The organism is Lentzea chajnantorensis, assembly GCF_054300775.1.
In genome coordinates this window covers 5665085-5685048 of the sequence record NZ_JBSDZT010000002.1, presented here as the reverse complement: position 1 = coordinate 5685048, position 19964 = coordinate 5665085, and the positions used below count along the sequence as shown (strand labels likewise).

Below are 19964 nucleotides of genomic sequence, written 5' to 3'. Positions count from 1 at the left end.
GTCCCCGTCGATCAGTCCCCGGTGCGGGTCACCGCGGCGAGCACGATCTCCTGCGCCGCCCGCACCGTGGCCGCGAACGCGTCCGGGTCCCTGGTGATCCGGTCGATGCCCGCGCGCATCGCCCCCGACAGCAGCTCGACGGTGAGCCGCACGTCCTCGACCGGCCGGAACTCACCGGCGGCCACGCCCGCCTCGACGATGTTCACCACCTCGGCCACGAGCACGGAGAACGGGTTCTCCGGTCCGTCCGGCAGCTCCGCCACCAGCGGGCTGGAGTTCGGCAGGAACATCAGCCGCAGCGCGTGCTGCGTGGACGCGGCCAGGATCGTCTCGACGACCTCCCCGCAGCCGGTCAGCTGCCGGGTCGGACGACCGCGCGGCGATCTCGGCGACCTGCCCGGCGAGCGGCAGGCTCGCCCGGTGCGCGAGGGCCAGCACCAGCGCCCTCTTGTCGCGGGCGTAGTTGTAGAGGGTGTTGCGCGCGAGTCCCGCCCTGGCCGCGATGTGACCCATGTTGATCGAGTCGTAGTCGCGTTCGAGCAGCAGCTGCCGCACCGCCTCGGCGAGGTCGGCCCACACCATCTCGTGGTGCTCTTCGATGGTGGCGGCGCGAATCCGCGGCATCAGGTGCTTCTCCCGGGTCGGTCGGGTCATCCCGCGGCGGGGACGAGCTCCGGTGCGTTCTCCTGGTGGGTCGCGGTCAGCTTGACACGGCTCCGCCGTCCGCCGCCGGGCGCGTGGACCGCCGCGGTGCCGCCATCGAACTCGGCGACGTGTCCGCAGCACCTCGACGTACTGGCCCATCAGCTCGATGGGCTCGGGTGCGGTGGCTCGGGTCAGCCGAGCCTGCGTGTGCGCACGGCAGCCACGGCGCGGGCGACCCGCGCGTCGAACGCGGCCAGCTCCTCGGCCTCGGTGGCATCCGGGACGAACGGGCGCCGCTCGCACTGCACGCCCGCGCGCCAGACCCGTTCGACCGCGCGGACCGCGGTGATGTCGGTCAGCGGGTCGCCGGACACGAGCACCAGGTCCGCGCGCAGGCCCGGTGCGATCCGGCCGCGGTCGCCGAGCCCGAACACCCGTGCCGGCTCGGCCGTGGCGGCGGCCAGCGCCTCCGCCGGGCTGAGACCGCACCCGACCAGGAGTTCCAGCTCGCGGTGCAGCGCCTGCCCGAACGCGGTGCCGGGGTTCGGCGCGTCGGTCCCCGCCAGCAGGGGGATGCCCGCCTCGGCGAGCCGCCGCACGGTGGCCGCTGCCCGGTTCGCGGAGCGCAGGGCGTTCTCCGCGGTGACGAGGGTGGGGCCGACGGAGATTCCGGCCAGGGCCATGCGGTCGACGAGGGTGTCGTCCAGGTCGTCGGTGGGCACGTGCGCCACGACGTCGGCCCCGGCGGACACGAGCTGGTCGAGCCCGGCCGCCGAGCTCACGTGCCCGACGACCACCAGGCCGCGGGCGTGCGCGGCGGTGACCAGGGCGGCGATCGTGGCGGAGTCCAGCGCCGGCCAGAGGCCACCGACCCCGGAGATGACCTTCAGGTGGTCCACGCCCTCCGCGACCCGGTCCGCGACGAACCGCTCGGCCTCACCGGGAGCGCTCACCGTCGGGATCGGCGCGTACAGCGGCGACGGGTGCCCGCCGGGTGCGGTGGCCCCGATGCCGGAGGACCGCACGTCGGCCACGTCCGTGCGGGTGGCGGCCTGCTGCCTGGCCGCGGCCACGACGTCGGGCTTGCTGAACATGTCGAGCACGGTCGTGACGCCGTGGTTCAGCGACTGCGCGAGGGCGCCGGGGACGAGGTGCACGTGCGAGTCGATCAGGCCGGGCAGCACGGTCCCGCCCCGCGCGTCGACCACCTCGTCGCCGTCCTGCGCGGCCGAGCCCACCGAGCAGCCGGTGACCAGGCCCTCCGCGAACCGGACGGAGGTCCAGTCCCGCACCGCCCTGCCGTCGAACACCCGCGCGTTCACGATCGTCGTCGCCACACCGCCCACTCCACCCGTTCCGGCGGGCGCGATCAACGACCGACGCGGTCGTGTCCCACCCGTCCGTCCACTGTGGAGCGCCGGCGACCGCCCGGCCGGTAGGCTGCCGGGCATGAGCAGAAAAGTGGTGGTCGGGGTCGGCGTCGTGCTGCTCGTGCTCGGCGGCGTCTGGACCGCGCAGGGCCTCGGCCACCTCAAGGGCAGCTTCATGACCGGGCAGCAGCTCTGGACGACGATCGGCCTGCTGTGCGCCGCCGCCGGCGTGCTGCTGCTCATGCCCTGGCCGAAGCGGCGGTGACGCCGGGACGGGGAGCACGGCCGTGGTGAGACTGGACCGGCTGGTCAACGTGCTGGGCGGGTACGGGGTGCGGCTGTGCTGCTGCCCGGTGCCGCGGTCGGCGGAGCTGCGCGGCGTGGTGCTGCGCGACGCCGCGGACGAGCGCGCCGAGGTGGGTGACGTGTACCTCGCCGTCGGCGCGGGCTCGGTCGCGGAAGCGGTGCGTGCGGCGGTGGCGGCGCGGGCCGTCGTCGTGCTGCTGCGGGGCGGCGAGGAACTGCTCGCGGACGTCGTCGCGGTGGGGGAGGCCGAGGGCGTCGCGGTGATGCTGGCGGACCCGGCGCTGTCGTGGAGCCAGCTCGCGGGCGTCGTCTACGGGCTGGTGCTCGAAGGCAGGGAGACCGAGTCCGGACGTGGTCCCACCGACCTGTTCGCCCTGGCCGACAGCCTCGCCGCGGCCACCGGCGGTGCGGTGACCATCGAGGACCAGCTCTCGCGCGTGCTGGCCTACTCGGGACCGCAGCAGGAGGTCGACGCCGCCCGGCTGGAGACGATCATGGGCCGGCAGGTGCCGGCGTGGGTGCGGGAGCTGTTCGAGGCGGCGGGTGTGCGGGCGCACCTGCAGGCGTCCGACGAGCCGTTGTTCGTGGCCGGGGCACCCGGACGCGGGCTGACCGGCCGGATGGTGGCCGCGGTCAGGGTGGGCCGGGAGCTGCTGGGCGCGGTCTGGGTGGCCTGCCCGGCGCCGTTGCGGGGGCCGCAGCGCACGGCGCTGACCGACGGCGCCCGGATCGTGGCGCTGCACCTGCTGCGGCTGCGGGCCAGCGCCGACCTGGAGCGCCAGGTGGAGTCGGAGTGGGTCATCCGGCTGCTGGAGGGCACGGCGGACGCGGCGACGGTGATCAGCCAGCTCGGCCTGCCGCCGGGACCGGCCAGGGTGGTCGCGGTCCGCGCCCACGTCGGCGCCGAGCGGCACGCGGCCGTGCTGCTCGCGTTCGAGCAGGCGACCACCGGCTTCGGCTGGTCGCGGCCGGGGCGCAGCGCGGTGACCGGCAACAGCATCTACACGGTCCTGCCGGGCGAGCGGGTGGCGGCGGCACGGGACTGGCTGGCGGCGCTGCGGTCGGCGCTGCCCGACAACGTCACCCTGGCGGCGGGCATCAGCGCGGTCGCCGGCCCCGCCGACCTGCCCGCTGCCCGGCAGGAGGCGGACGAGTGCCTTGCCCTGCACGAGATGCGCACCGGCGACACGCCCGCCCCCGCCTACGACGAGTCGTGGGACGAGATCCTGCTGCACCGGCTGCGCGCCGCGGCCCGCGTCGGCCGGGCGTCCGCGCGCGGACCGGTGGCCGACCTGCGCAGGCACGACGCCGAGCACGGCACCGAGTACGTCGCGACGCTGCGCGCGTGGCTGGAGGCGCAGGGAGACCTGGCCGCGGCCGGTGACCGGCTCGGCGTGCACGGCAACACCGTCCGCAACCGGCTGCGCAAGATGAGCGAGGTGACGGTCCTCGGCCTGGACGACCCGGCCAAGCGGGTCGCCATGCTCATCGACCTCGCCGCCACGGTGTCGGAAACCTACAACCGCTGAGCCGCGGTTGTAGGAATCGGACAACCGGATCGGCCTGTCCTCACTCCATCCTGGGGGCAAGCGATGACAGGAGGCCCGGGATGGACGGCGTCGAGCGCCTTGACGGCGGTCCGCGCTCAGCGGTGGTGGTCGGTGCGGGGGTCGTGGGGTTGTCCACGGCGTGGTTCCTGCAGGAACGCGGGGTCGAGGTCACGGTCGTCGACCGGACCGGTGTCGCCGCCGGCGCCTCGTGGGGCAACGCGGGGTGGATCGCGCCGGGCCTGGCGATCCCGCTGAACGAACCGGCGGTGCTGCGCTACGGGCTGCGGTCCCTGCTCAACCCGGCCGCGCCGCTGCACATCCCGCTCACCGCCGACCCCGGGCTGTGGTCGTTCCTCACGCGGTTCGCCGCCCACTGCCGCTGGTCGTCGTGGACGCGCGTGGCGAAGGCGAACCTGCCGCTCAACGAGGAGAGCATCGAGGCCTACGACGTGCTCACCGCCAACGGCGTCGCGGTGCCGACCGTCGACGCGCCGTTCACCGCGGCCTTCACCTCGGCCCGGCAGGCGCAGGGTCTGGTGCGCGAGCTGGAACGGCTCGCCGCGGCAGGACAACCGGTCGCCCACTCCGTTCTGTCCACATCGGACCTGAGGGAACAGCTCCCGCAGGCCTCGGCCGCCCTCACGGCCGGGGTGCGCATCGACGGGCAGCGGTTCGTCGACCCCGGCGCGTTCGTGCGGGCGCTGGGCCGCGCCGTGGTCGCCCGCGGCGCCACGATCCGGTCCGGCGAGGTGACCGGCGTCCGCCCCGGTGTCTCCGTGCAGACGAGCGACGGCACCGCGATCTCCGCCGACGCCGTGGTACTGGCCACCGGCGCGTGGCTGCCCGCCCTCGCCGCACGGGCCGGTGTCCGCACGCAGGTCCGCGCCGGCCGCGGCTACTCGTTCACCGTCCCCGTGAGCGAATCCGTCCGCGGCCCGATCTACCTGCCGGAGGTGCGCGTGGCCTGCACCCCGTACCGGGACGGCCTGCGGGTCGCGGGCACCATGGAGTTCCGCGACCCGGACGCACCGCTGGACAAGGCGCGCGTGGACGCGATCATCGCCTCCACCCGGCCGCTGCTCGACGGCGTGCGGTGGGAGGACCGCACCGACGTGTGGGTCGGCCCCCGCCCGGTCACCCCGGACGGCCGCGCGGTGATCGGAGCGACCCGCGTCCCCGGCGTGTACGTCGCCGGCGGCCACGGCATGTGGGGCCTGGCGCAGGGACCGGTCACCGGCCGCCTGCTGGCCGAGCAGATCACCACCGGCAAGCAACCCGCCGCGCTGCGCGAGTTCGACCCGCTCCGGTGACCGCCGCATGCACCCCGCCGAACCGCCGCTGACCGACGGCGAACGAGCCGAGCTCGCCTGGCTGCGCAAGGAGAACGACTTCCTCCGCGTGCAGCGCGACATCCTCCTGCGCGTCGCCTCCGACTACGCGCACGACTTCGAGGCCCTGCGCCGCGACCACTGACCACCCTCCTGTCCGTGCGGGTCGTGGGCTGACGAACCCGGCCCACACGGACACCCCCTACTCCTCGCCCTGGAGCAACGATGACGACTCCCCGCGTGTGGCTGACGCCGCAGGCGCACCACCGGCTCCGCAACGAGCTCACGACCCTGCTCGCCCCACCGCGCGCGCAGTCCGACGACGAGACCAGCCCCGTGCCGCAACAGCAGCGGACCGCGCGCATCCGCCAGATCACCGACCTGCTCACCAACGCGATCGTCGGCGAGGACCCGCCCGACGACGGCATCGCGGAACCCGGCATGGTCCTCACCGTCCGGTTCGACGACACCGGCGAGACCGAGACGTTCCTGCTCGGTGCCCGCAGCGCGGAGCACGGCGCGGTCGAGGTCTACTCACCGGACTCACCGCTCGGGGCGGCGGTGAACGGGGCCCGGCAGGGGGAACGGCGCACGTACCGGACGCCCAGCGGAGCCGCGGTGCCGGTGACCCTGCTGAGCGCCGTGCCGTACGGCCAGGCGCACGGCGAGCAGGAGGTGCGCAGTGCTCGATGACCGGGAACGCGCGGCGCTGAGCGAGATCGAGCGCACCCTCGGCGAGCAGGACCCGGAGCTCGCGGCGAAGCTGGAGGGCGCCACCCGGCCCGCAGCGGACCGCCACCAGGCCCTCGTCATCGCCGTCGTCCTGCTGGGCGGTGCGGCGCTGGTGCTCGGGCACCCGATGGGCATCCTCGTGTTCGCCCTCCTCGCCGGGTGGGCCTGGGCCCGCTCGCAGTACCGGCGCAAGCCCGGGGCGTGACCCCGGGGGAGCGCCAGCGTTCGGGCCAGGGGACGGCGGAGCGTGGAGGCGGCGGTCGGGGAGGCGTTGCCGATCGCGGCGCGCGACTGCCCGACCCGGTCACCCGGTCACCCGGTCATCCCGGCCGGTCGGTGACGGTCAGCTCCAGCCCGCCCTCCCCGGCCGTCACCACGACGTGCTGCCCCTCCCGCAGCTCCCCGGCCAGCAACGCCCGCGACAACCGCCGGTCCAGCTCACGCCCGATGGTCCGCCGCAACGGCCGCGCGCCGTACTCGGGCACGTACCCGCGGGCCGCGAGCCACTCCACGGCCTGCTCGTCGACCTCCAGCGTGATGTCCTTCTCCCGCAACCGGTCGCGGGTGCGGTCGAGCAACAGCACGGTGATCTGCCGCAGCTGGCCGGCGTCGAGGCCGCGGAACAGGATGATCTCGTCGAGGCGGTTGAGGAACTCCGGGCGGAAGTACCGGCGGACCGTGCCCAGCAGCGGGCCGCGCAGGTCCTCGACCGGCACGCCCGAGGTGGCCGCGGCGAGCAGCTGGTCGGCGCCGATGTTGCTGGTCATGATGATGACCGTGTTGGCGAAGTTCGCGGTGCGGCCCTGACCGTCGGTCAGCCGGCCCGCGTCGAGCACCTGCAGCAGGGTGTTGAAGACGTCGCCGTGGGCCTTCTCGATCTCGTCGAGCAGCAGCACCGAGTACGGCACGCGACGGACTGCGCCGGTGAGCTGGCCCGCGTCCTCGTAGCCGACGTAGCCGGGGGGTGCGCCGATCAGGCGGGTCACGGTGTGCTGCTGGGCGAACTCGCTCATGTCGAAGCGGATCAGCCGGTCCTGCGAGCCGAACAGGGCCTCCGCCAGCGCACGGGCGACCTCGGTCTTGCCCACGCCGGTCGGGCCGAGGAACAGGAACGAGCCGATGGGGCGGTTCGGGTGCTTGAGGCCCGCACGGCCTTGGCGCACGGCGTCGGCCACCGCCTCCACGGCCTCCTCCTGTCCGATGATCCGGCGGTGCAGGTGGTCCTCCAGGTGCAGCAGGCGGTGGCGTTCGGCCTCGGTGAGCTGGGCGACCGGGATGCCGGTGCTGCGGGACACGACCTCGGCGACGTCGTTCGCGCCCACCTCCGGGGCGTCGGCCAGTGCGGCGCGGGCGGCCTCCAGGTCGGCGACGGCGCGGTCGAGCTCGTCGTCGATCGCCAGCGCCTCCTCCGGTGGCGCGGTGGCGCGGTCCCGCTTCAGGCGCCGCACGCGGTGTTCGAGCTGCGCCGGGTCGGCGGGCAACGGGGACTTCTCGCGCAGCCGCAGCCGTGCGCCCGCGCGGTCCACCAGGTCGACGGCCTTGTCCGGCAGGAACCGGTCGGTGACGTAGCGGGCCGACAGCTCCACCGCGGCCACGACCGCCTCGTCGGTGATCCGCACGCCGTGGTGCAGCTCGTAGCGCGGGCGCAGGCCGCGCAGGATGGCGATCGACTCCTCGACCGACGGTTCGGGCACGAGGATCGGCTGGAACCGGCGTTCCAGTGCCGCGTCCTTCGCGATGTACCGGCGGTAGTCCTCGGCCGTGGTGGCGCCGATGACCTGCAACCGCCCGCTGGTCAGCACCGGTTTCAGCATGGTCGCGGCGTCCATCGGCGCGCCCTCGGCGCTGCCGGCGCCGACCACGGTGTGCAGCTCGTCGACGAACAGCACCACCATCCGGTTCGTCGCGGCCACCTCCTCGACGACGCCCTGCAGCCGTTCCTCGAACTCGCCGCGGTACTTCGCCCCGGCGACCATGCCCGCGAGGTCGAGCGAGATCAGCCGCCTGCCCTGCAGCGTGGCCGGCACGTCGCCGCTCGCGATCAGCGCCGCGATGCCCTCGACGACCGCCGTCTTGCCCACGCCCGGATCGCCGATGAGGACGGGGTTGTTCTTGGTGCGCCGCGACAGCACCTCGAGGACCTCCTCGATCACGTCCTCGCGGCCGACCACCGGGTCGAGCAGGCCGTCGCGGGCCGCCGCGGTGAGGTCGCGGCCGAAGTGGTCGGTGCGCCTGGTCGCCGACGGCGGCTGCCCCAGCCCGCCGAACAGCTTGCCCACCAGGTCTTCCAGCGAGTTGGACCCGAACCCGAACAGCCAGTCGTCACCCACTGCTCGCCACCTCCACCCGGTCGAGGGACCTGCACCCGCACATCGTCCCCCTTCTGGAGGGTGGACGTGACGGTCGTTCCGCCACCTGGCGCAGCGCCCGGCCGCAGCTCGCACCCCGGGGACCCGTGCTGAAGTTCCGGCCCGACGGCCACCCCGTCGTCGACCGGCTGCGCGACGTCGCCGCGCGTTCCCCGTCAGTCGAGGGTGAACTCCGCCCACACGACCTTGCCGCGGCCGGTGGGCTGCTGCCCCCAGTCCGTCGCGAGCGCGTCGACCAGCGTCAGCCCGCGGCCACCCGTCGTGGTGCCCTCACGCGGCCGGGCCGGTGCCGGCTCGCCGTCCTCGACCTCGAACCGCAGCGAACCGGGTCGCAGCAGCAGGGTCAGCGTGCGCGGGGCCGCGCCGTGCCGCAGCGCGTTGGAGACCAGCTCGTCGGCGGCGAGCACCACGTCCTCCGCCTGGTCCGCAGTCAGCCCGGTGAGCTGCTCGCGCACCCAGTCCCTGGCGCGGCGCAGCTCGCTGACGTCGTCCTCGATCGCGAGGGTCCGCCGCGTGCCGGATCTGTCCGGCAGCACGTCTTCCGTCGTGGACACGTCGCCTCCAGTTCGTGGTCGGTGCACAGAGCTGCCATCCGGACGTTCGTCATGGGCTTGGACGCGGTTCGGGTCTTTTGAGGTTCCGTTCCGCCGAGGAGGCCGCCGCACCCCCGAGAATAGGGTGCGCGGGTGGACTTGCTCGCACGATTGCGCACAGAAACCCGCGGCGCGCACCATGCGCTGGAGGACGACCTGGGGTTGTCGGGCCGGCTCACCTCACCGGAGCGCTACGAGGAGGTGCTCGCGGCGTTCCTCGGTTTCCACGAACCGCTGGAGGAGGCGCTGGCCGCCGCCGTCACGGCGCAGCGGCTGCCGTGGTCGGTACTGCCGGGCGCGGACCTGCTCGCCGCGGACCTGCGCGACTCCGGCTGGAGCCCGGCGCGCATCGCGTCGCTGCCGCGGTCGGCCGCGCCGGACGTCGAGTCGCTGCCCGCGCTGGTCGGCTCGCTCTACGTCGTCGAGGGCGCCCGGCTCGGCGGGCAGCTGATCACCCGCTGGGTCGCCGGCGCACTCGGCCCGGTGCCGGTGTCGTTCTTCGCGGGTGACGGGGACGCGCGCCGCCGGCTGCGGCGGTTCGGTGAGCTGGCCGGGCAGGTCCTGCCGCCGCAGGACGTCCCGGCCGCCTGCGCGGCGGCGAACCGGCACTTCGAGCTGTTCCGCGACTGGGTGGTCGCGTCCGACCACCGTGCTGCGCCGTCCGCGCGGTGACCGCTGCTCTGCTCGCCGCAGCCGGTAGCGGACCCCTGACGCCGACACTGCCGCAGTCCCACCTCTGCACGCCCACGGACAGCGGCCACGACGGGTACCGGTCCGACACGCTGCGGGACTTCCAGGTCCCGGTGGACGGCGGCCAGACCTGGCGCGACGAGTACCGCACCGCCACCGTGCCGCTGGGCGGCGAGACCGGTGTCGAACAGGCGTTCCACACGATCGTCAGCCGCGTCGACACCGACACCGCCTTCGGCCAGGTCTCCGCGGCCAGGACGCCGTACGTCGGCGTGCCCGCGCCCACGCCGGGGCCCTGCCACCAGTGCACGTTCTTCACGGAGAACCCGGTCGTGGACGACGCCGAGGGCCGGCGCGCCGAGCTGGGCCTGCGGTTCCGCGCCGACCGGCCCGGCTCGGTCGTCCGGATCGTCACGTCGTGGAACCACGACCGGGCCAGCCGCGTGCGGTTGTGGCGCGGTGACGGCACGCTGCTCGCCGACCAGGCCGTCACCGGCGCGTACGCCGACGCGTTCGCCACGCCGGTGCCGGTGGTGTCGGGGGTGGAGTACGTCGCCTCGTTCACCTCGCGCCACGGCCTGTACCGCGCGAGCACCGAGACGTTCCCGGCAACGGTCGTGCGCGCGCCGTTCGTGCTGCCCGCGCACGCCGGCGTGTACAGCTACGACGACGGGTTCCCGACCGAGACGTGGCGCGACAGCCACTACTGGGTCGCTCCGGAGCCTCCAGGCCTGACCGCCCTGACACGGGACGGCACCGCCGTCCCGTGTCAGGGAACCGCTCACGGCAGTGGCAGGTCCGGCGGCAGCTGCAACGCGATCGTGATCAGGTTGTGCACCCGCGTCGCGATCACCGCGAGCAGGCCCTGCATCTCCGGCGACGCGCTGTCCGCGGCCTCCTGCAGCACCCGCAGGTCGGTGTCGATGCGGTCGAGCAGCAGCGTGACGTCGCCGGTCCGCGCCTGCAGCGCCGTGCCGATCTCCTCCAGGGGCAGGCCGTGCACCTCCAGGCGCTGCACCAGGTGGATGCGGTCGACGTCGGCGGGGGAGTACAGCCGGTAGTTGCCCGCGGTGCGCTGAGCTGGGCTGATGAGACCCAGGGTCGTGTAGTAGTCGACGGTGCGGATGCTCACGCCGGCGCGGGCGGCCAGCTCTCCGATCTTCAACAGGGCCTCGGACACGCACACCTCCTCGTCCCCACAACCGTACAGTGTCACGTGCTACTGTGAAGCATGCCTTCCGAAGCCGATGTAGACGGCTGCAGTACTGCGCCGGGGCGAGCCCGGCGAACCTCTCCCTTCCGTGTCGCGGGTGCGACATGTTGATCTTCTCCGGCCTGCTGGTGATCGTGGCGCTGACCGCCGCCACCGGCTACTTCGTCGCCCAGGAGTTCGCCTACATGGCGGTCGACCGGGGCCGGTTGCAGCAGATGGCCGAGGCGGGCGACAAGGCCGCCGAGCGCGCCTACCGGGTGACCCAGAAGCTGTCGTTCATGTTGTCGGGCGCGCAGTTCGGCATCACGGTGACGGCGCTGCTCGTCGGGTACGTGGCCGAGCCGCTGCTCGGCACCGGTCTGGCGACCGTGCTGGGACTGCCCGAGTCCGTGGGCGTGCCGCTGGCCATGGCCGTGGCGCTGATCTTCGCCACCGCCGTGCAGATGGTGCTCGGCGAGCTGCTGCCGAAGAACCTCGCGATCGCCAAGCCGGAGGCGCTGGCGACGTGGCTGGCCTCGTCCACGCTGGTGTACCTCAAGATCGCCGGTCCGGTGATCCGGTTGTTCGACGCGACGGCGAACAAGCTGCTGCGCTCCCTCGGCATCGAGCCGGTGGAGGAGCTGCCGCAGGGCGCCACGCCCGAGGACCTCAAGCAGATCGTCGGGGACGCGCAGGAGCAGGGCCACCTCGAACCGGAGCTGGCCCGGCTGCTCGACCGCGGTCTCGACTTCCGCGAGCTGGTGGCCGAGCAGGCCATGACGCCGCGCGTGAACGTCCACTCGGTGCGGGCCGACGAGCCCGCCGCCCGCGTGGTCGAGCTGCTCGCCACGGGGCACTCGCGGTTCCCGGTGACCGGCACCGACCTGGACGACCTGCGCGGTGTCGTGGGCCTGGCCGAGGTGCTGACCCTCGCGCCGGAGCAGCGGCCGCACACGCCGATCGGTGACATCGCGTCGCCGGCGCTCGTGGTGCCCACGACGCTGCCGCTGCCCGCAGTCCTGGAGCGGCTGCGTACCGAGCGCCGCCAGCTCGCCTGCGTGGTCGACGAGTTCGGCGGGTTCGCCGGCGTCGTCTCGCTGGAGGACCTGGCGGAGGAGCTCGTCGGTGAGATCCACGACGAGGACGACATCGTCGAGGACGCGATCGAACCCCTCGGCGACCGCCGCTGGCAGGTGCCCGGCCGCATGCGGCTGGACGAGGTGGAGGACGCCACCGGCGTGCCGCTGCCCGCGCACGACTCCTACGACACGGTGTCGGGCCTGGTGCTGCACCAGCTCGGCCGCACGGCGGAGGCCGGTGACGAGATCGAGCTCGGCGAGGTGACCCTGCTGGTCGCCGCGGTGGCCCGCAACGTGCCGGACACCGTGGTGCTCACGGCGCGCACCGCACAGCGGGAGGAGGCCCGATGAGCACGACCTGGTCCCTGCTCGTGTCGCTGGTGCTGCTGGCGGCCAACGCGTTCTTCGTCGCCGCCGAGTTCGCGCTCATCGCGGCGAAGCGGCACCGGCTGGAGCAGGAGGCGGAGACCTCCCGCGCCGCACGTGCCGCCGTGGCCGGTGTCCGCGAGCTGTCGCTCATGCTCGCCGGCGCACAGCTCGGCATCACGCTGTGCACGCTCGGCCTGGGTGCGCTGGCCAAGCCCGCGGTGACGGACCTGCTCGACCCGCTGCTGCAGCTGACCGGGATGCCCGACGCCGTGGCGTACGGCATCGCGTTCACGATCAGCCTCGTGCTGGTGGTGTTCCTGCACATGGTCGTCGGCGAGATGGCGCCCAAGTCGTGGGCCATCGCCCACCCGGAGCGGTCGGCGCTGCTGCTGGCCGTGCCGTTCCGCGCGTTCGCCCACTCGGTCCGCTGGATCCTGAGTGGACTGAACGGCACGACGAACGCCCTGCTGCGCCTGCTGAAGGTGGAACCGCAGGACGAGCTCGCCCAGGCACACCGCCCGGACGACCTGCGGCTGCTGGTGCGCCAGTCCGCCGAGCACGGCCTCATCCCGGAGAACCAGCAGCGGCTGCTCACCCGGATGCTGCAGGTGCAGAAGACGATGCTGCGCGAGGTGATGGTGCCGATCGCGGACGTCTCGACGGTGACCGAGCTGACGTCGGCGCGCGACGTCGAGCGCGCCAGCCTCCGCTGTGGACGGTCGCGCTTCCCGGTGAGGGACGAGCGCGGCGCCTACGTGGGCCTGGTGCACATCCGCGAGGCCATGCGGGCGACCGCCGGTGGGGCCGATCCCGCCGCGCGGGAGCTGATGGGCCCTGTGCTGACGTTGGCGCAGGGGATGCCGGTGGCGGCCGCGGTGACGGCGATGCGCGCCGACCGCGCCCAGCTCGCGCTGGTGGCCGGCGCCGACGAGGCCGTGGTCGGCATCGCCGCACTGGAAGACCTGCTCGAAGAACTGATCGGCGAGTTCGACGACGAGACCGACGCACCGCGCACAGCGGTGCGTTCGAACTGATCCTCACCTAGTCCCCGCAGGAGGAGACTGTCCATGTTCAAGCGGATGCTGAGCGCCTTCGGTGTCGGTGGCCCGTCCGTCGACACAGTGCTCGACTCGCCGTACGCCACACCCGGCCAGGTGGTCACGGGCCAGGTGCGCATCCAGGGTGGCAGCGCGGACGCCGAGATCGGCCAGGTCGTGCTGTCGCTGGTCACGCGCGTCGAGGTCGAGCACGGTGACCACGAGTACGCCGGTGTGTCCGAGTTCTTCCGGCTGGTGGTGCAGCAGGGTGTGCGCGTGCCCGCCGGTCAGCCGGTCTCGATCCCGTTCCAGCTGCCGCTGCCGTGGGAGACGCCGATCACCGCGGTCGGCGGTCAGCCGCTGCCGCGCATGACCGTCGGTGTGCGCACCGAGCTGGTGATCGCGGGCGCGCCGGACAAGGGCGACCTCGACCCGGTCCACGTGGGCCCGCTGCCGTCGCAGGACGCGGTGCTGAACGCCTTCGGGCAGCTGGGTTTCTCGTTCCGCAGCGCGGACGTCGAGGCCGGCCGCATCCACGGCGTGCACCAGGAGCTCGGGTTCTACCAGGAGATCGAGTTCTTCCCGCCGGCCCAGTTCGCGGGCCGCATCCAGGAGGTCGAGCTGACCTTCGTCGCTTCCCCGCACGAGCTGTACGTCGTGCTGGAGGCCGACAAGCGCGGCGGCATGTTCTCCTCCGGCGGTGACGCGTTCGGCCACTTCCGGATGTCGCACCAGGAGGCGCAGGTCGCCGACTGGGCGTCGGCGATCAACGGGTGGCTGTCGCAGATCTCCGACCGCGGCCACGGCGGCATGCCGTTCGGCGGCAACCCGGCGTTCGGCGGCCAGCCGGGTTATGGCGGCCAGCCGGGCTACGGCGGTCAGCCGGGGTACGGCCAGCCGCACCCCGGCCAGTACGGCTACGACCAGCAGGGGCACCACGGCCACCACGGCCAGCACGGTCACCGCAGCGGGCCGGGCATGGGCGGCATGATCGCCGCCGGTGCGGCCGGTGTGGTCGGCGGCATGGTGCTGGGCGAGGTCGTCGAGGAGGTCTTCGAGGACGACGGCGGGGACTTCGCGTTCGGCGAGGAGTGACCTGATCGAACGACACGGCGGGCGGCCCTCCAGGGGTCGCCCGCCGTTCGTCCGCCTCAGCCCGGCACGCGGTCGCGCATCGCCGCCAGCTCGGCCCGCAGCAACCGCACCTCGTCGAGGATCTGCAGCGTCGCGGCCATCTCCTCGCGGTCGTGCTCCTCGGTCATCTGCGTCTGCATGGCGCTGACCGCCACGGCGATGAACAGGTTGAGCACGGTGAACGTCGTGACCACCAGGTAGCCGACGAAGAAGACCCACGCGAACGGCTTCTCCGCCATGACGGTGCGCGCGACCTCCGACCACGCCTCCCCGGTCATCACCTGGAACAGCGTGAACAGCGAGTCCCCGAGGTCACCGAAGTACTCCGGCGCCACCGCGCTGAACAGCTTCGTGGCGATCACCGCGGACACGTAGAGCACCAGCGCCAGCAACGCGGTGATCGACGCCATCCCCGGCAACGCCGTGAGCAGCGCGGACACCACCCGTCGCATGCTCGGCACCACCGACACCAGCCGCAGCACGCGCAACACCCGCAGCGCCCGCAGCACCGAGAACGTGCCGGTGGCCGGCAGCAGCGTGATGCCCACGACCACCGTGTCGAACCAGTTCCACGGGTCGCGGAAGAACTCCCCGCCGTACGCGGCGAACCGCAGGGCGAGCTCGACCACGAACACCGCCAGCGCCACCCGGTCGACCGCGTGCAGCACGGTGCCGTGGTCGGCCAGGAGCTGGGGCGAGGTCTCCAGACCGAGCGTGACCGCGTTGATCAGGATGACGGCGGTGATCACTCTGGTGAACCACGGCGCGTCGACCAGGACGCGCAAACGGGCACGGGCGGTCAACGGAGGGCTCCTGGTGCGAGAGGTCGACTGGTGATGATCAACCTATCGAGTGACCGGAGCCTGTTGTGGATCAGCGTCTCCGTTGGTCCTGCAGCGCGGTCGTGGTGCGGGACAACCACTCGGTGAGCAACGTGCGCTCCCCGTCGCTGAGCTCCGGCAGCTCCGGCAGCGCCTCCTCGAACGCCAGCACGAGCGCCAGCGGATCGGCCGCGGGCGGCGCCGGTGCCGTGGTGAGGACCTGCCTGAGCACCGCCTCCAGCAGCACGTCGGCGAGCTGAGGATCGCGCTGGTCCTCCGGCTTGCCCAGCAGCGCGAGCACGGCCCCGCTGCCCGCGGCGTGGACGAGGTCCACCGCGCGTGCGACGGACACGTTCAGCAGTCCCGCCGCCGCCAGTCGCGTGATCCGGGACCGCAGCACCTCGGTGCCGCCGGTGGCGGCGGGGGAGTGCCGGCGGCCGGGGCCGGTCAGCAGCAGGAACACGTCGGGGTGGGCGAGGCTGAACGCGAGGTGGGTGCGCCAGGCGGCGCGCAGGTCGTCGACCGGGTCGCCGTCCTCCGCCGCGGTGCTGGCGGACTTCTCGGTGACGTGGTCGGCCATCAGCTGTTCCGCGACCGCCTCCAGCAGGCCGTCCTTGTCGCCGAACAGCCGGAAGATCGTCGGTGCCGGGACGCCTGCCTCCTGGGCGACGGCGCGGGTCGTCACGGCCTTGGCGCCGCCGGTGTGCAGCAGGTGGGCGGCCGCGGTGACGATCTTCACGCGAGCGTCGGCGCCGGTCTCCGTCATGGATCAACGATATCAGCATCGAGCTATCGCCGATCCGAATCAGTGATAGCGTGATTGTGAATCACTGGTTCAGGGAGGCTTTCATGATCATCGTCACCGGGGCGACCGGACGGCTCGGCCGCCAGGTCGTCGAGGAGCTGCTGGAGCGCGTTCCCGCCGGGACCGTCGGCGTGAGCGTGCGCGACCCCGGGAAGGCGGCGGACCTCGCCGCGCGGGGCGTGCGGGTTCGCGCGGGCGACTTCACCGAGCCCGCGACGCTGGACCGCGCGTTCGAGGGTGCGGACCAGGTGCTGCTCGTCTCGGCCGCGATCCGCGGGCCCCAGGCGGCTCAGGCGAGCCGTGCGGCGGTCGACGCGGCCGTGCGCGCGGGAGCGTCTCGGGTGCTCTACACGAGTCACCAGGCGGCCTCGCCGGACTCGTTGTTCGACCCGGGACGGCAGCACGCGGCGGTCGAGGAACACCTGGCGCAGCAGAACGTCCCGCACACGGCGCTGCGGCACGGCTTCTACGTCAGCACGCTGGAGCACTACGTACCCGATGCGCTGCGGACCGGTGAGCTCCGCCTGCCCGCGGACGGGCCGTTCTCGTGGACGGCGCACGCCGACCTCGCCAAGGCGGACGCCGCCGCGGTGACGAAGCCCGGGCTGTTCGACGGCGCGAGCCCGCCGCTCACCGCGCCCGGCCTGCTCGACTTCGCCGACGTGGCAAGGGTTCTGAGCGAGGTCACCGGGCGGACCATCAGGCGGGTCGTCGTCGACGACGAGGAGTGGAAGGCAACTGTGATCGGCCACGGCACGCCGGAAGGGCTGGCAGAGTTCACCCTCGGCATGTTCCGCGCGGCGCGGGCCGGCCAGTTCGCGGTCACCGACCCGGCGCTCGAAGAGCTGCTGGGGCGTCCGGCGACCGCGGCGCGCACGGTGGTCGAGGAGATCGCGCGCCGCTGACGACCGGAGGGGAACCGATGGGGGCGAGGGTTTCGGCCGTGCTGGCGGCGCTCGTGGTGGTGCTGGCGACGGCGGTGCCGGCGGCGGCCGCGGAGCGGTTCTGGGCGTTGCAGCTCAACCTGTGCAACAGCGGGGTGGCCGGCTGCTACGCGCAGGGCCGCGCGGTCCCCGAGGCCGCCGACCTCATCCGGCGGGTGCGGCCGAACCTGGTGACGCTCAACGAGATCTGCGCCGGCGACCTCCCGGGCCACCTCGTGGCGGCGATGACGCAGGCGTGGCCGGGCGACGTCGTCTACCAGGTGTTCGCCCCGGCGCTGCGGCGGGACACCGGCACGCCGGTGAAGTGCACCAACGGCCAGGACTACGGCAACGCGGTGCTCGGCCGGGTCGCGGCAGCCGGTCATCAGGGCGTGCGGACGTACACGGGCCGGTACGCGAGCCAGGACGGCGGCAACGAGCAGCGGACCTACGCCTGCGCCTACGCCGTCGGCAACCACCTCGCGTGCACGACCCACCTGTCGGCGAGCAGTGAACCGGTCGCGCTCGCGCAGTGCCGGGCGCTGCTGTTCGACGTGGTCCCGGCCATCCGGTCGGCGGAAGGGCTGAGCGGCCGGACGGTCGTCGGCGGCGACTTCAACCTCGAGCACGACCCGTCCGACCCGGAGAACGCGCAGAACTGCGTTCCGCCCGGCCACGTCCGCAAGGGCGACGGCGACGTGCAGCACGTGGTGTTCTCCGGCGACCACGCGTTCGTCAGCACCGCCAGGTACGGCCTGAGCCACACCGACCACGACGGGTTCCTGGTGCGCCTGACGACACCGTGATCACCCGATCGGCGTCCAGGCCCGCCGGGCGCCGATTAGGCTGCTGCGGTCGGCGGAACCCGCAGCGGTCTGCGCGCGTCGACTCGGACGGACAAGGCGCTCGGGAACACGGGGACGATGACGGAAGAGACGTTCGGGCCGTACCGCATCGAGCAGCTGCTCGGTCGCGGCGGAATGGGCGAGGTGCACCGGGCCTACGACACGGCGCACGACCGGTTCGTCGCGCTCAAGCGCCTGTCGCCCGGCTACCACGACGACCAGGAGTTCCGCGCCCGCTTCCGCCGCGAGGCGCAGATCGTGGCCCGGCTGCGCGAGCCGCACGTCATCCCCATCCACGCCTACGGCGAGATCGACGACCGCCTCTACCTCGACATGCGCCTGGTCGAGGGCGCCGACCTGTCCGACGTCATCGACCAGGGCACCCTCGAACCGGCCCGCGCCGTCCGCATCGTCGAACAGGTCGCGAGCGCCCTCGACGCCGCCCACGCCGACGGCCTCGTGCACCGCGACGTGAAGCCGTCGAACGTCCTCGTGACCTCCGGCGACTTCGTCTACCTGGTGGACTTCGGCATCGCCCGCAGCGCCTCCCCGTCCGTGACGGGCCTGACCGCCTCCGGTTCGGTGGTCGGCACCCTCGACTACATGGCCCCGGAACGCTTCGAGAGCGGCCCGGTCGACGGCCGTGCCGACGTGTACGCCCTGGCCTGCGTCCTGTTCGCGTGCCTGTCCGGCCGCCGCCCGTTCACCGCGGACGGCACCGCCGCCCAGATCTGGGCGCACATGAAGGAGGCCCCGCCCAAGGCCTCGCCGCTGAACTCGGCCGTGCCGCCGGCGCTGGACGAGGTCATCGCGAAGGGCATGGCGAAGGACCCCGCCGACCGGTACGCGACGGCGGGGGAGCTGGCACAGGCGGCGGCGCGGGCGTTGACGGCTCCGAGGATCGGGGCGCCGGGCGGTCACGGAACGCCTGCGGGCGGGTTCGCCGCAGCTCACGCGCACGGCACGCCGCCTGGTGGGTTGCCCGCCTCGGTCCCAGGTGCGCCCGCCGGTCACGGCACGCCGCCTGGTGGGCTACCCGTTCCGGCTCCAAGCGCGCCCGCCGGGCATGGCACGCCGCCTGGTGGGCTGCCCGCTCCGGCCCCAAGCGCGCCCGTCGGCCACGGCACGCCGCCGGGTGGGTTGCCCGCTCCGGCCCAGGGCACGCCGCCCAGGCCCGCTGGCCACGGCGGTGCGGCCGGTCGCGGCGCAATGTCCGGCGGCCCGGCACCGGCTCACCCCACTCCGCCCGGCGCCCTCGCCGCGCACCCGACCCCACCGGCCGGGCAGCCCGCGCCCATGACCCCACCGGCCGGCCAAGCCACTCCCGGCCTCCCCGCCGCCCACCACTGGGCCCAACACCCCGGCCAGTCCCAGTTCCCCCGCGCGACCACCCCCGCCGCTCCGCCGTTCCCCTCCACCGGCCCCCAGCCGTTCACCGGCCAGCCGCCCCGGCGCACCTCACCGGCCAAACGGGCCGCGCTCGTCGGCGGCACGCTCGCGGTCGTGGTGGGCATCGTCGCGACGGCGCTGATCATCGGCAACAGGGACCGCACCCTCGGGTCCGGCTCGTCCAGCACCACCCCGACCAGCACCACGACGAGCACGACCACCCCGACCAGCACGACCACCTCGGCCACGCCGACGACCACCACCACGACCCGGACGCCGCAGGACGACGCCCTGCTGGCTGCGCTGCCCACCGTGTACCGCACGGCGAACTCGTGCGTGCGCAAGGAGCCGGACAGCGGTGCGGTCGCCGCGGTCCGGTGCACCACCGCGAACGCCGCCTACGACGGGCGGCTGGCGCAGCCGGACGAGGCGGAGTTCCGGCTGTTCGCCGATCAGGCCGCGCAGAACGCGTTCTTCATCGGGCTGGTGAACGCGCGGGGCATCCCGCGCATGGACGACCGCGGCGGGTGCCGGCCCAAGTCCGCCCCGATCCACTACGCGCTCTACTACCGCTCCACCTCGGGACCGCTGCCCGGTGAGTTCACGACGTGCTTCCTCGCCGAGGGCAAGGCCGAGGTCTGGTGGGTCGACTCGCGCACGCTCACGATCGGCGTGCTGCGCAGGCCGGGCGACATCGACACCCTCGACAAGCTCGACCTGTGGTGGAACACCCAGATCCTGTCCAAGTTCTGAGCAGTTTGCCGGCTGTCGTGCCTTCGACGCCCCA

At 73.5% G+C, this 19964-nt stretch carries 21 protein-coding genes and 1 pseudogene; 14 read left to right on the top strand and 8 right to left on the bottom strand.

Going from position 1 to position 19964, the window contains the following annotated elements:
* Window positions 1-11: 11 nt before the first annotated feature.
* The 3 genes from ACVDFE_RS27825 to ACVDFE_RS27815 all read right to left on the bottom strand — a co-directional run bounded on the left by ACVDFE_RS27825 (window position 12) and on the right by ACVDFE_RS27815 (window position 1982).
* The gene (locus tag ACVDFE_RS27825; RefSeq protein ID WP_458432451.1) at window positions 12-206 is read right to left on the bottom strand and encodes a hypothetical protein; all 195 of its coding nucleotides are present in this window, start codon (window positions 204-206) and stop codon (window positions 12-14) included.
* The gene (locus ACVDFE_RS27820) at window positions 172-624 is read right to left on the bottom strand and encodes a helix-turn-helix domain-containing protein (RefSeq protein ID WP_458432449.1); all 453 of its coding nucleotides are present in this window, start codon (window positions 622-624) and stop codon (window positions 172-174) included. Before ACVDFE_RS27820 ends, ACVDFE_RS27825 begins: the two co-directional genes overlap by 35 nt.
* A gap of 212 nt (window positions 625-836) precedes the next feature.
* A complete protein-coding gene (locus ACVDFE_RS27815; RefSeq protein ID WP_458432448.1) occupies window positions 837-1982 on the bottom strand; it encodes an amidohydrolase family protein in 1146 nt (381 codons plus the stop codon).
* 112 nt (window positions 1983-2094) lie between these two features.
* On the opposite strand from ACVDFE_RS27815, the gene ACVDFE_RS27810 reads away from it, so the two are divergent.
* The 6 genes from ACVDFE_RS27810 (at window position 2095) to ACVDFE_RS27785 (ending at window position 6136) form a co-directional block, all read left to right on the top strand.
* A complete protein-coding gene (locus ACVDFE_RS27810; RefSeq protein WP_458432447.1) occupies window positions 2095-2280 on the top strand; it encodes a hypothetical protein in 186 nt (61 codons plus the stop codon).
* A gap of 22 nt (window positions 2281-2302) precedes the next feature.
* Entirely contained in the window at window positions 2303-3850 is a 1548-nt protein-coding gene (locus tag ACVDFE_RS27805; RefSeq protein WP_458432445.1) for a PucR family transcriptional regulator, read from the top strand.
* Window positions 3851-3930: 80 nt separating this feature from the next.
* Window positions 3931-5181 (top strand): NAD(P)/FAD-dependent oxidoreductase, encoded by a 1251-nt coding sequence (locus ACVDFE_RS27800; RefSeq protein ID WP_458432444.1) that lies wholly within the window; start codon window positions 3931-3933, stop codon window positions 5179-5181.
* 7 nt (window positions 5182-5188) lie between these two features.
* Window positions 5189-5344: a hypothetical protein gene (locus tag ACVDFE_RS27795; protein ID WP_360383897.1), complete on the top strand. Its 156-nt coding sequence runs from the start codon at window positions 5189-5191 to the stop codon at window positions 5342-5344.
* Between the two features lie 80 nt (window positions 5345-5424).
* Complete coding sequence (locus tag ACVDFE_RS27790) at window positions 5425-5892, top strand: GreA/GreB family elongation factor (protein ID WP_458432443.1); 468 nt, start codon at window positions 5425-5427, stop codon at window positions 5890-5892.
* Window positions 5882-6136, top strand: coding sequence for a DUF3040 domain-containing protein (locus ACVDFE_RS27785; protein ID WP_458432442.1), 255 nt, complete (start codon window positions 5882-5884; stop codon window positions 6134-6136). Before ACVDFE_RS27790 ends, ACVDFE_RS27785 begins: the two co-directional genes overlap by 11 nt.
* A gap of 115 nt (window positions 6137-6251) precedes the next feature.
* On the opposite strand, the gene ACVDFE_RS27780 is transcribed toward ACVDFE_RS27785, so the two are convergent.
* Both ACVDFE_RS27780 and ACVDFE_RS27775 read right to left on the bottom strand, forming a co-directional pair.
* Window positions 6252-8261, bottom strand: a complete 2010-nt coding sequence (locus ACVDFE_RS27780; RefSeq protein WP_458432441.1) for an ATP-dependent Clp protease ATP-binding subunit — start codon at window positions 8259-8261, stop codon at window positions 6252-6254.
* Between the two features lie 194 nt (window positions 8262-8455).
* Window positions 8456-8854, bottom strand: coding sequence for an ATP-binding protein (locus ACVDFE_RS27775; RefSeq protein ID WP_360383885.1), 399 nt, complete (start codon window positions 8852-8854; stop codon window positions 8456-8458).
* 132 nt (window positions 8855-8986) lie between these two features.
* Here ACVDFE_RS27775 and ACVDFE_RS27770 point away from each other — a divergent pair, with 132 nt between their 5' ends.
* A complete protein-coding gene (locus ACVDFE_RS27770) occupies window positions 8987-9565 on the top strand; it encodes a biliverdin-producing heme oxygenase (protein WP_458432440.1) in 579 nt (192 codons plus the stop codon).
* A pseudogene (locus tag ACVDFE_RS27765) lies at window positions 9562-10284 on the top strand (DUF4082 domain-containing protein); the annotation flags it as partial. The gene ACVDFE_RS27770 and the pseudogene ACVDFE_RS27765, both read left to right, overlap by 4 nt.
* Window positions 10285-10364: 80 nt before the next feature.
* On the opposite strand, the gene ACVDFE_RS27760 reads toward ACVDFE_RS27765, so the two are convergent.
* Window positions 10365-10715: a helix-turn-helix domain-containing protein gene (locus ACVDFE_RS27760; RefSeq protein ID WP_458434409.1), complete on the bottom strand. Its 351-nt coding sequence runs from the start codon at window positions 10713-10715 to the stop codon at window positions 10365-10367.
* Window positions 10716-10900: 185 nt separating this feature from the next.
* Between ACVDFE_RS27760 and ACVDFE_RS27755 the strand changes: the two genes are divergently transcribed.
* The 3 genes from ACVDFE_RS27755 to ACVDFE_RS27745 are packed head-to-tail and all read left to right on the top strand — an operon-like array spanning window position 10901 to window position 14355.
* Complete coding sequence (locus ACVDFE_RS27755; RefSeq protein WP_458432439.1) at window positions 10901-12205, top strand: hemolysin family protein; 1305 nt, start codon at window positions 10901-10903, stop codon at window positions 12203-12205.
* The gene (locus ACVDFE_RS27750) at window positions 12202-13257 is read left to right on the top strand and encodes a hemolysin family protein (protein ID WP_458432438.1); all 1056 of its coding nucleotides are present in this window, start codon (window positions 12202-12204) and stop codon (window positions 13255-13257) included. The genes ACVDFE_RS27755 and ACVDFE_RS27750 overlap by 4 nt, the downstream gene beginning before the upstream one ends.
* A gap of 33 nt (window positions 13258-13290) precedes the next feature.
* Window positions 13291-14355, top strand: a complete 1065-nt coding sequence (locus ACVDFE_RS27745; RefSeq protein ID WP_458432437.1) for a sporulation protein — start codon at window positions 13291-13293, stop codon at window positions 14353-14355.
* Window positions 14356-14411: 56 nt separating this feature from the next.
* Here the strand turns inward: ACVDFE_RS27745 and ACVDFE_RS27740 are convergent, their stop codons facing one another.
* Complete coding sequence (locus tag ACVDFE_RS27740) at window positions 14412-15197, bottom strand: ion transporter (protein WP_458432436.1); 786 nt, start codon at window positions 15195-15197, stop codon at window positions 14412-14414.
* A 70-nt stretch (window positions 15198-15267) separates the two neighbouring features.
* On the bottom strand, window positions 15268-15981 hold the full coding sequence (locus tag ACVDFE_RS27735) for a TetR/AcrR family transcriptional regulator (protein ID WP_458432435.1): 714 nt from the start codon (window positions 15979-15981) through the stop codon (window positions 15268-15270).
* Between the two features lie 83 nt (window positions 15982-16064).
* Between ACVDFE_RS27735 and ACVDFE_RS27730 the strand changes: the two genes are divergently transcribed.
* The 3 genes from ACVDFE_RS27730 to ACVDFE_RS27720 all read left to right on the top strand — a co-directional run bounded on the left by ACVDFE_RS27730 (window position 16065) and on the right by ACVDFE_RS27720 (window position 19930).
* Complete coding sequence (locus tag ACVDFE_RS27730) at window positions 16065-16925, top strand: NmrA family NAD(P)-binding protein (RefSeq protein ID WP_458432434.1); 861 nt, start codon at window positions 16065-16067, stop codon at window positions 16923-16925.
* A gap of 17 nt (window positions 16926-16942) precedes the next feature.
* On the top strand, window positions 16943-17749 hold the full coding sequence (locus tag ACVDFE_RS27725; protein ID WP_458432433.1) for an endonuclease/exonuclease/phosphatase family protein: 807 nt from the start codon (window positions 16943-16945) through the stop codon (window positions 17747-17749).
* 117 nt (window positions 17750-17866) lie between these two features.
* The gene (locus ACVDFE_RS27720) at window positions 17867-19930 is read left to right on the top strand and encodes a protein kinase domain-containing protein (RefSeq protein ID WP_458432432.1); all 2064 of its coding nucleotides are present in this window, start codon (window positions 17867-17869) and stop codon (window positions 19928-19930) included.
* The last annotated feature ends 34 nt before the right edge of the window (window positions 19931-19964 follow it).

Excerpts from the sequence above, each read along its gene's own strand:
- ACVDFE_RS27820 (WP_458432449.1), bottom strand. The coding sequence starts at position 624 with ATGCCGCGGATTCGCGCCGCCACCATCGAAGAGCACCACGAGATGGTG.
- ACVDFE_RS27810 (WP_458432447.1), top strand. The coding sequence starts at position 2,095 with ATGAGCAGAAAAGTGGTGGTCGGGGTCGGCGTCGTGCTGCTCGTGCTC.
- ACVDFE_RS27800 (WP_458432444.1), top strand. The coding sequence starts at position 3,931 with ATGGACGGCGTCGAGCGCCTTGACGGCGGTCCGCGCTCAGCGGTGGTG.
- ACVDFE_RS27795 (WP_360383897.1), top strand. The coding sequence starts at position 5,189 with ATGCACCCCGCCGAACCGCCGCTGACCGACGGCGAACGAGCCGAGCTC.
- ACVDFE_RS27790 (WP_458432443.1), top strand. The coding sequence starts at position 5,425 with ATGACGACTCCCCGCGTGTGGCTGACGCCGCAGGCGCACCACCGGCTC.
- ACVDFE_RS27755 (WP_458432439.1), top strand. The coding sequence starts at position 10,901 with ATGTTGATCTTCTCCGGCCTGCTGGTGATCGTGGCGCTGACCGCCGCC.
- ACVDFE_RS27750 (WP_458432438.1), top strand. The coding sequence starts at position 12,202 with ATGAGCACGACCTGGTCCCTGCTCGTGTCGCTGGTGCTGCTGGCGGCC.
- ACVDFE_RS27745 (WP_458432437.1), top strand. The coding sequence starts at position 13,291 with ATGTTCAAGCGGATGCTGAGCGCCTTCGGTGTCGGTGGCCCGTCCGTC.
- ACVDFE_RS27735 (WP_458432435.1), bottom strand. The coding sequence starts at position 15,981 with ATGACGGAGACCGGCGCCGACGCTCGCGTGAAGATCGTCACCGCGGCC.
- ACVDFE_RS27730 (WP_458432434.1), top strand. The coding sequence starts at position 16,065 with ATGATCATCGTCACCGGGGCGACCGGACGGCTCGGCCGCCAGGTCGTC.
- ACVDFE_RS27725 (WP_458432433.1), top strand. The coding sequence starts at position 16,943 with ATGGGGGCGAGGGTTTCGGCCGTGCTGGCGGCGCTCGTGGTGGTGCTG.
- ACVDFE_RS27720 (WP_458432432.1), top strand. The coding sequence starts at position 17,867 with ATGACGGAAGAGACGTTCGGGCCGTACCGCATCGAGCAGCTGCTCGGT.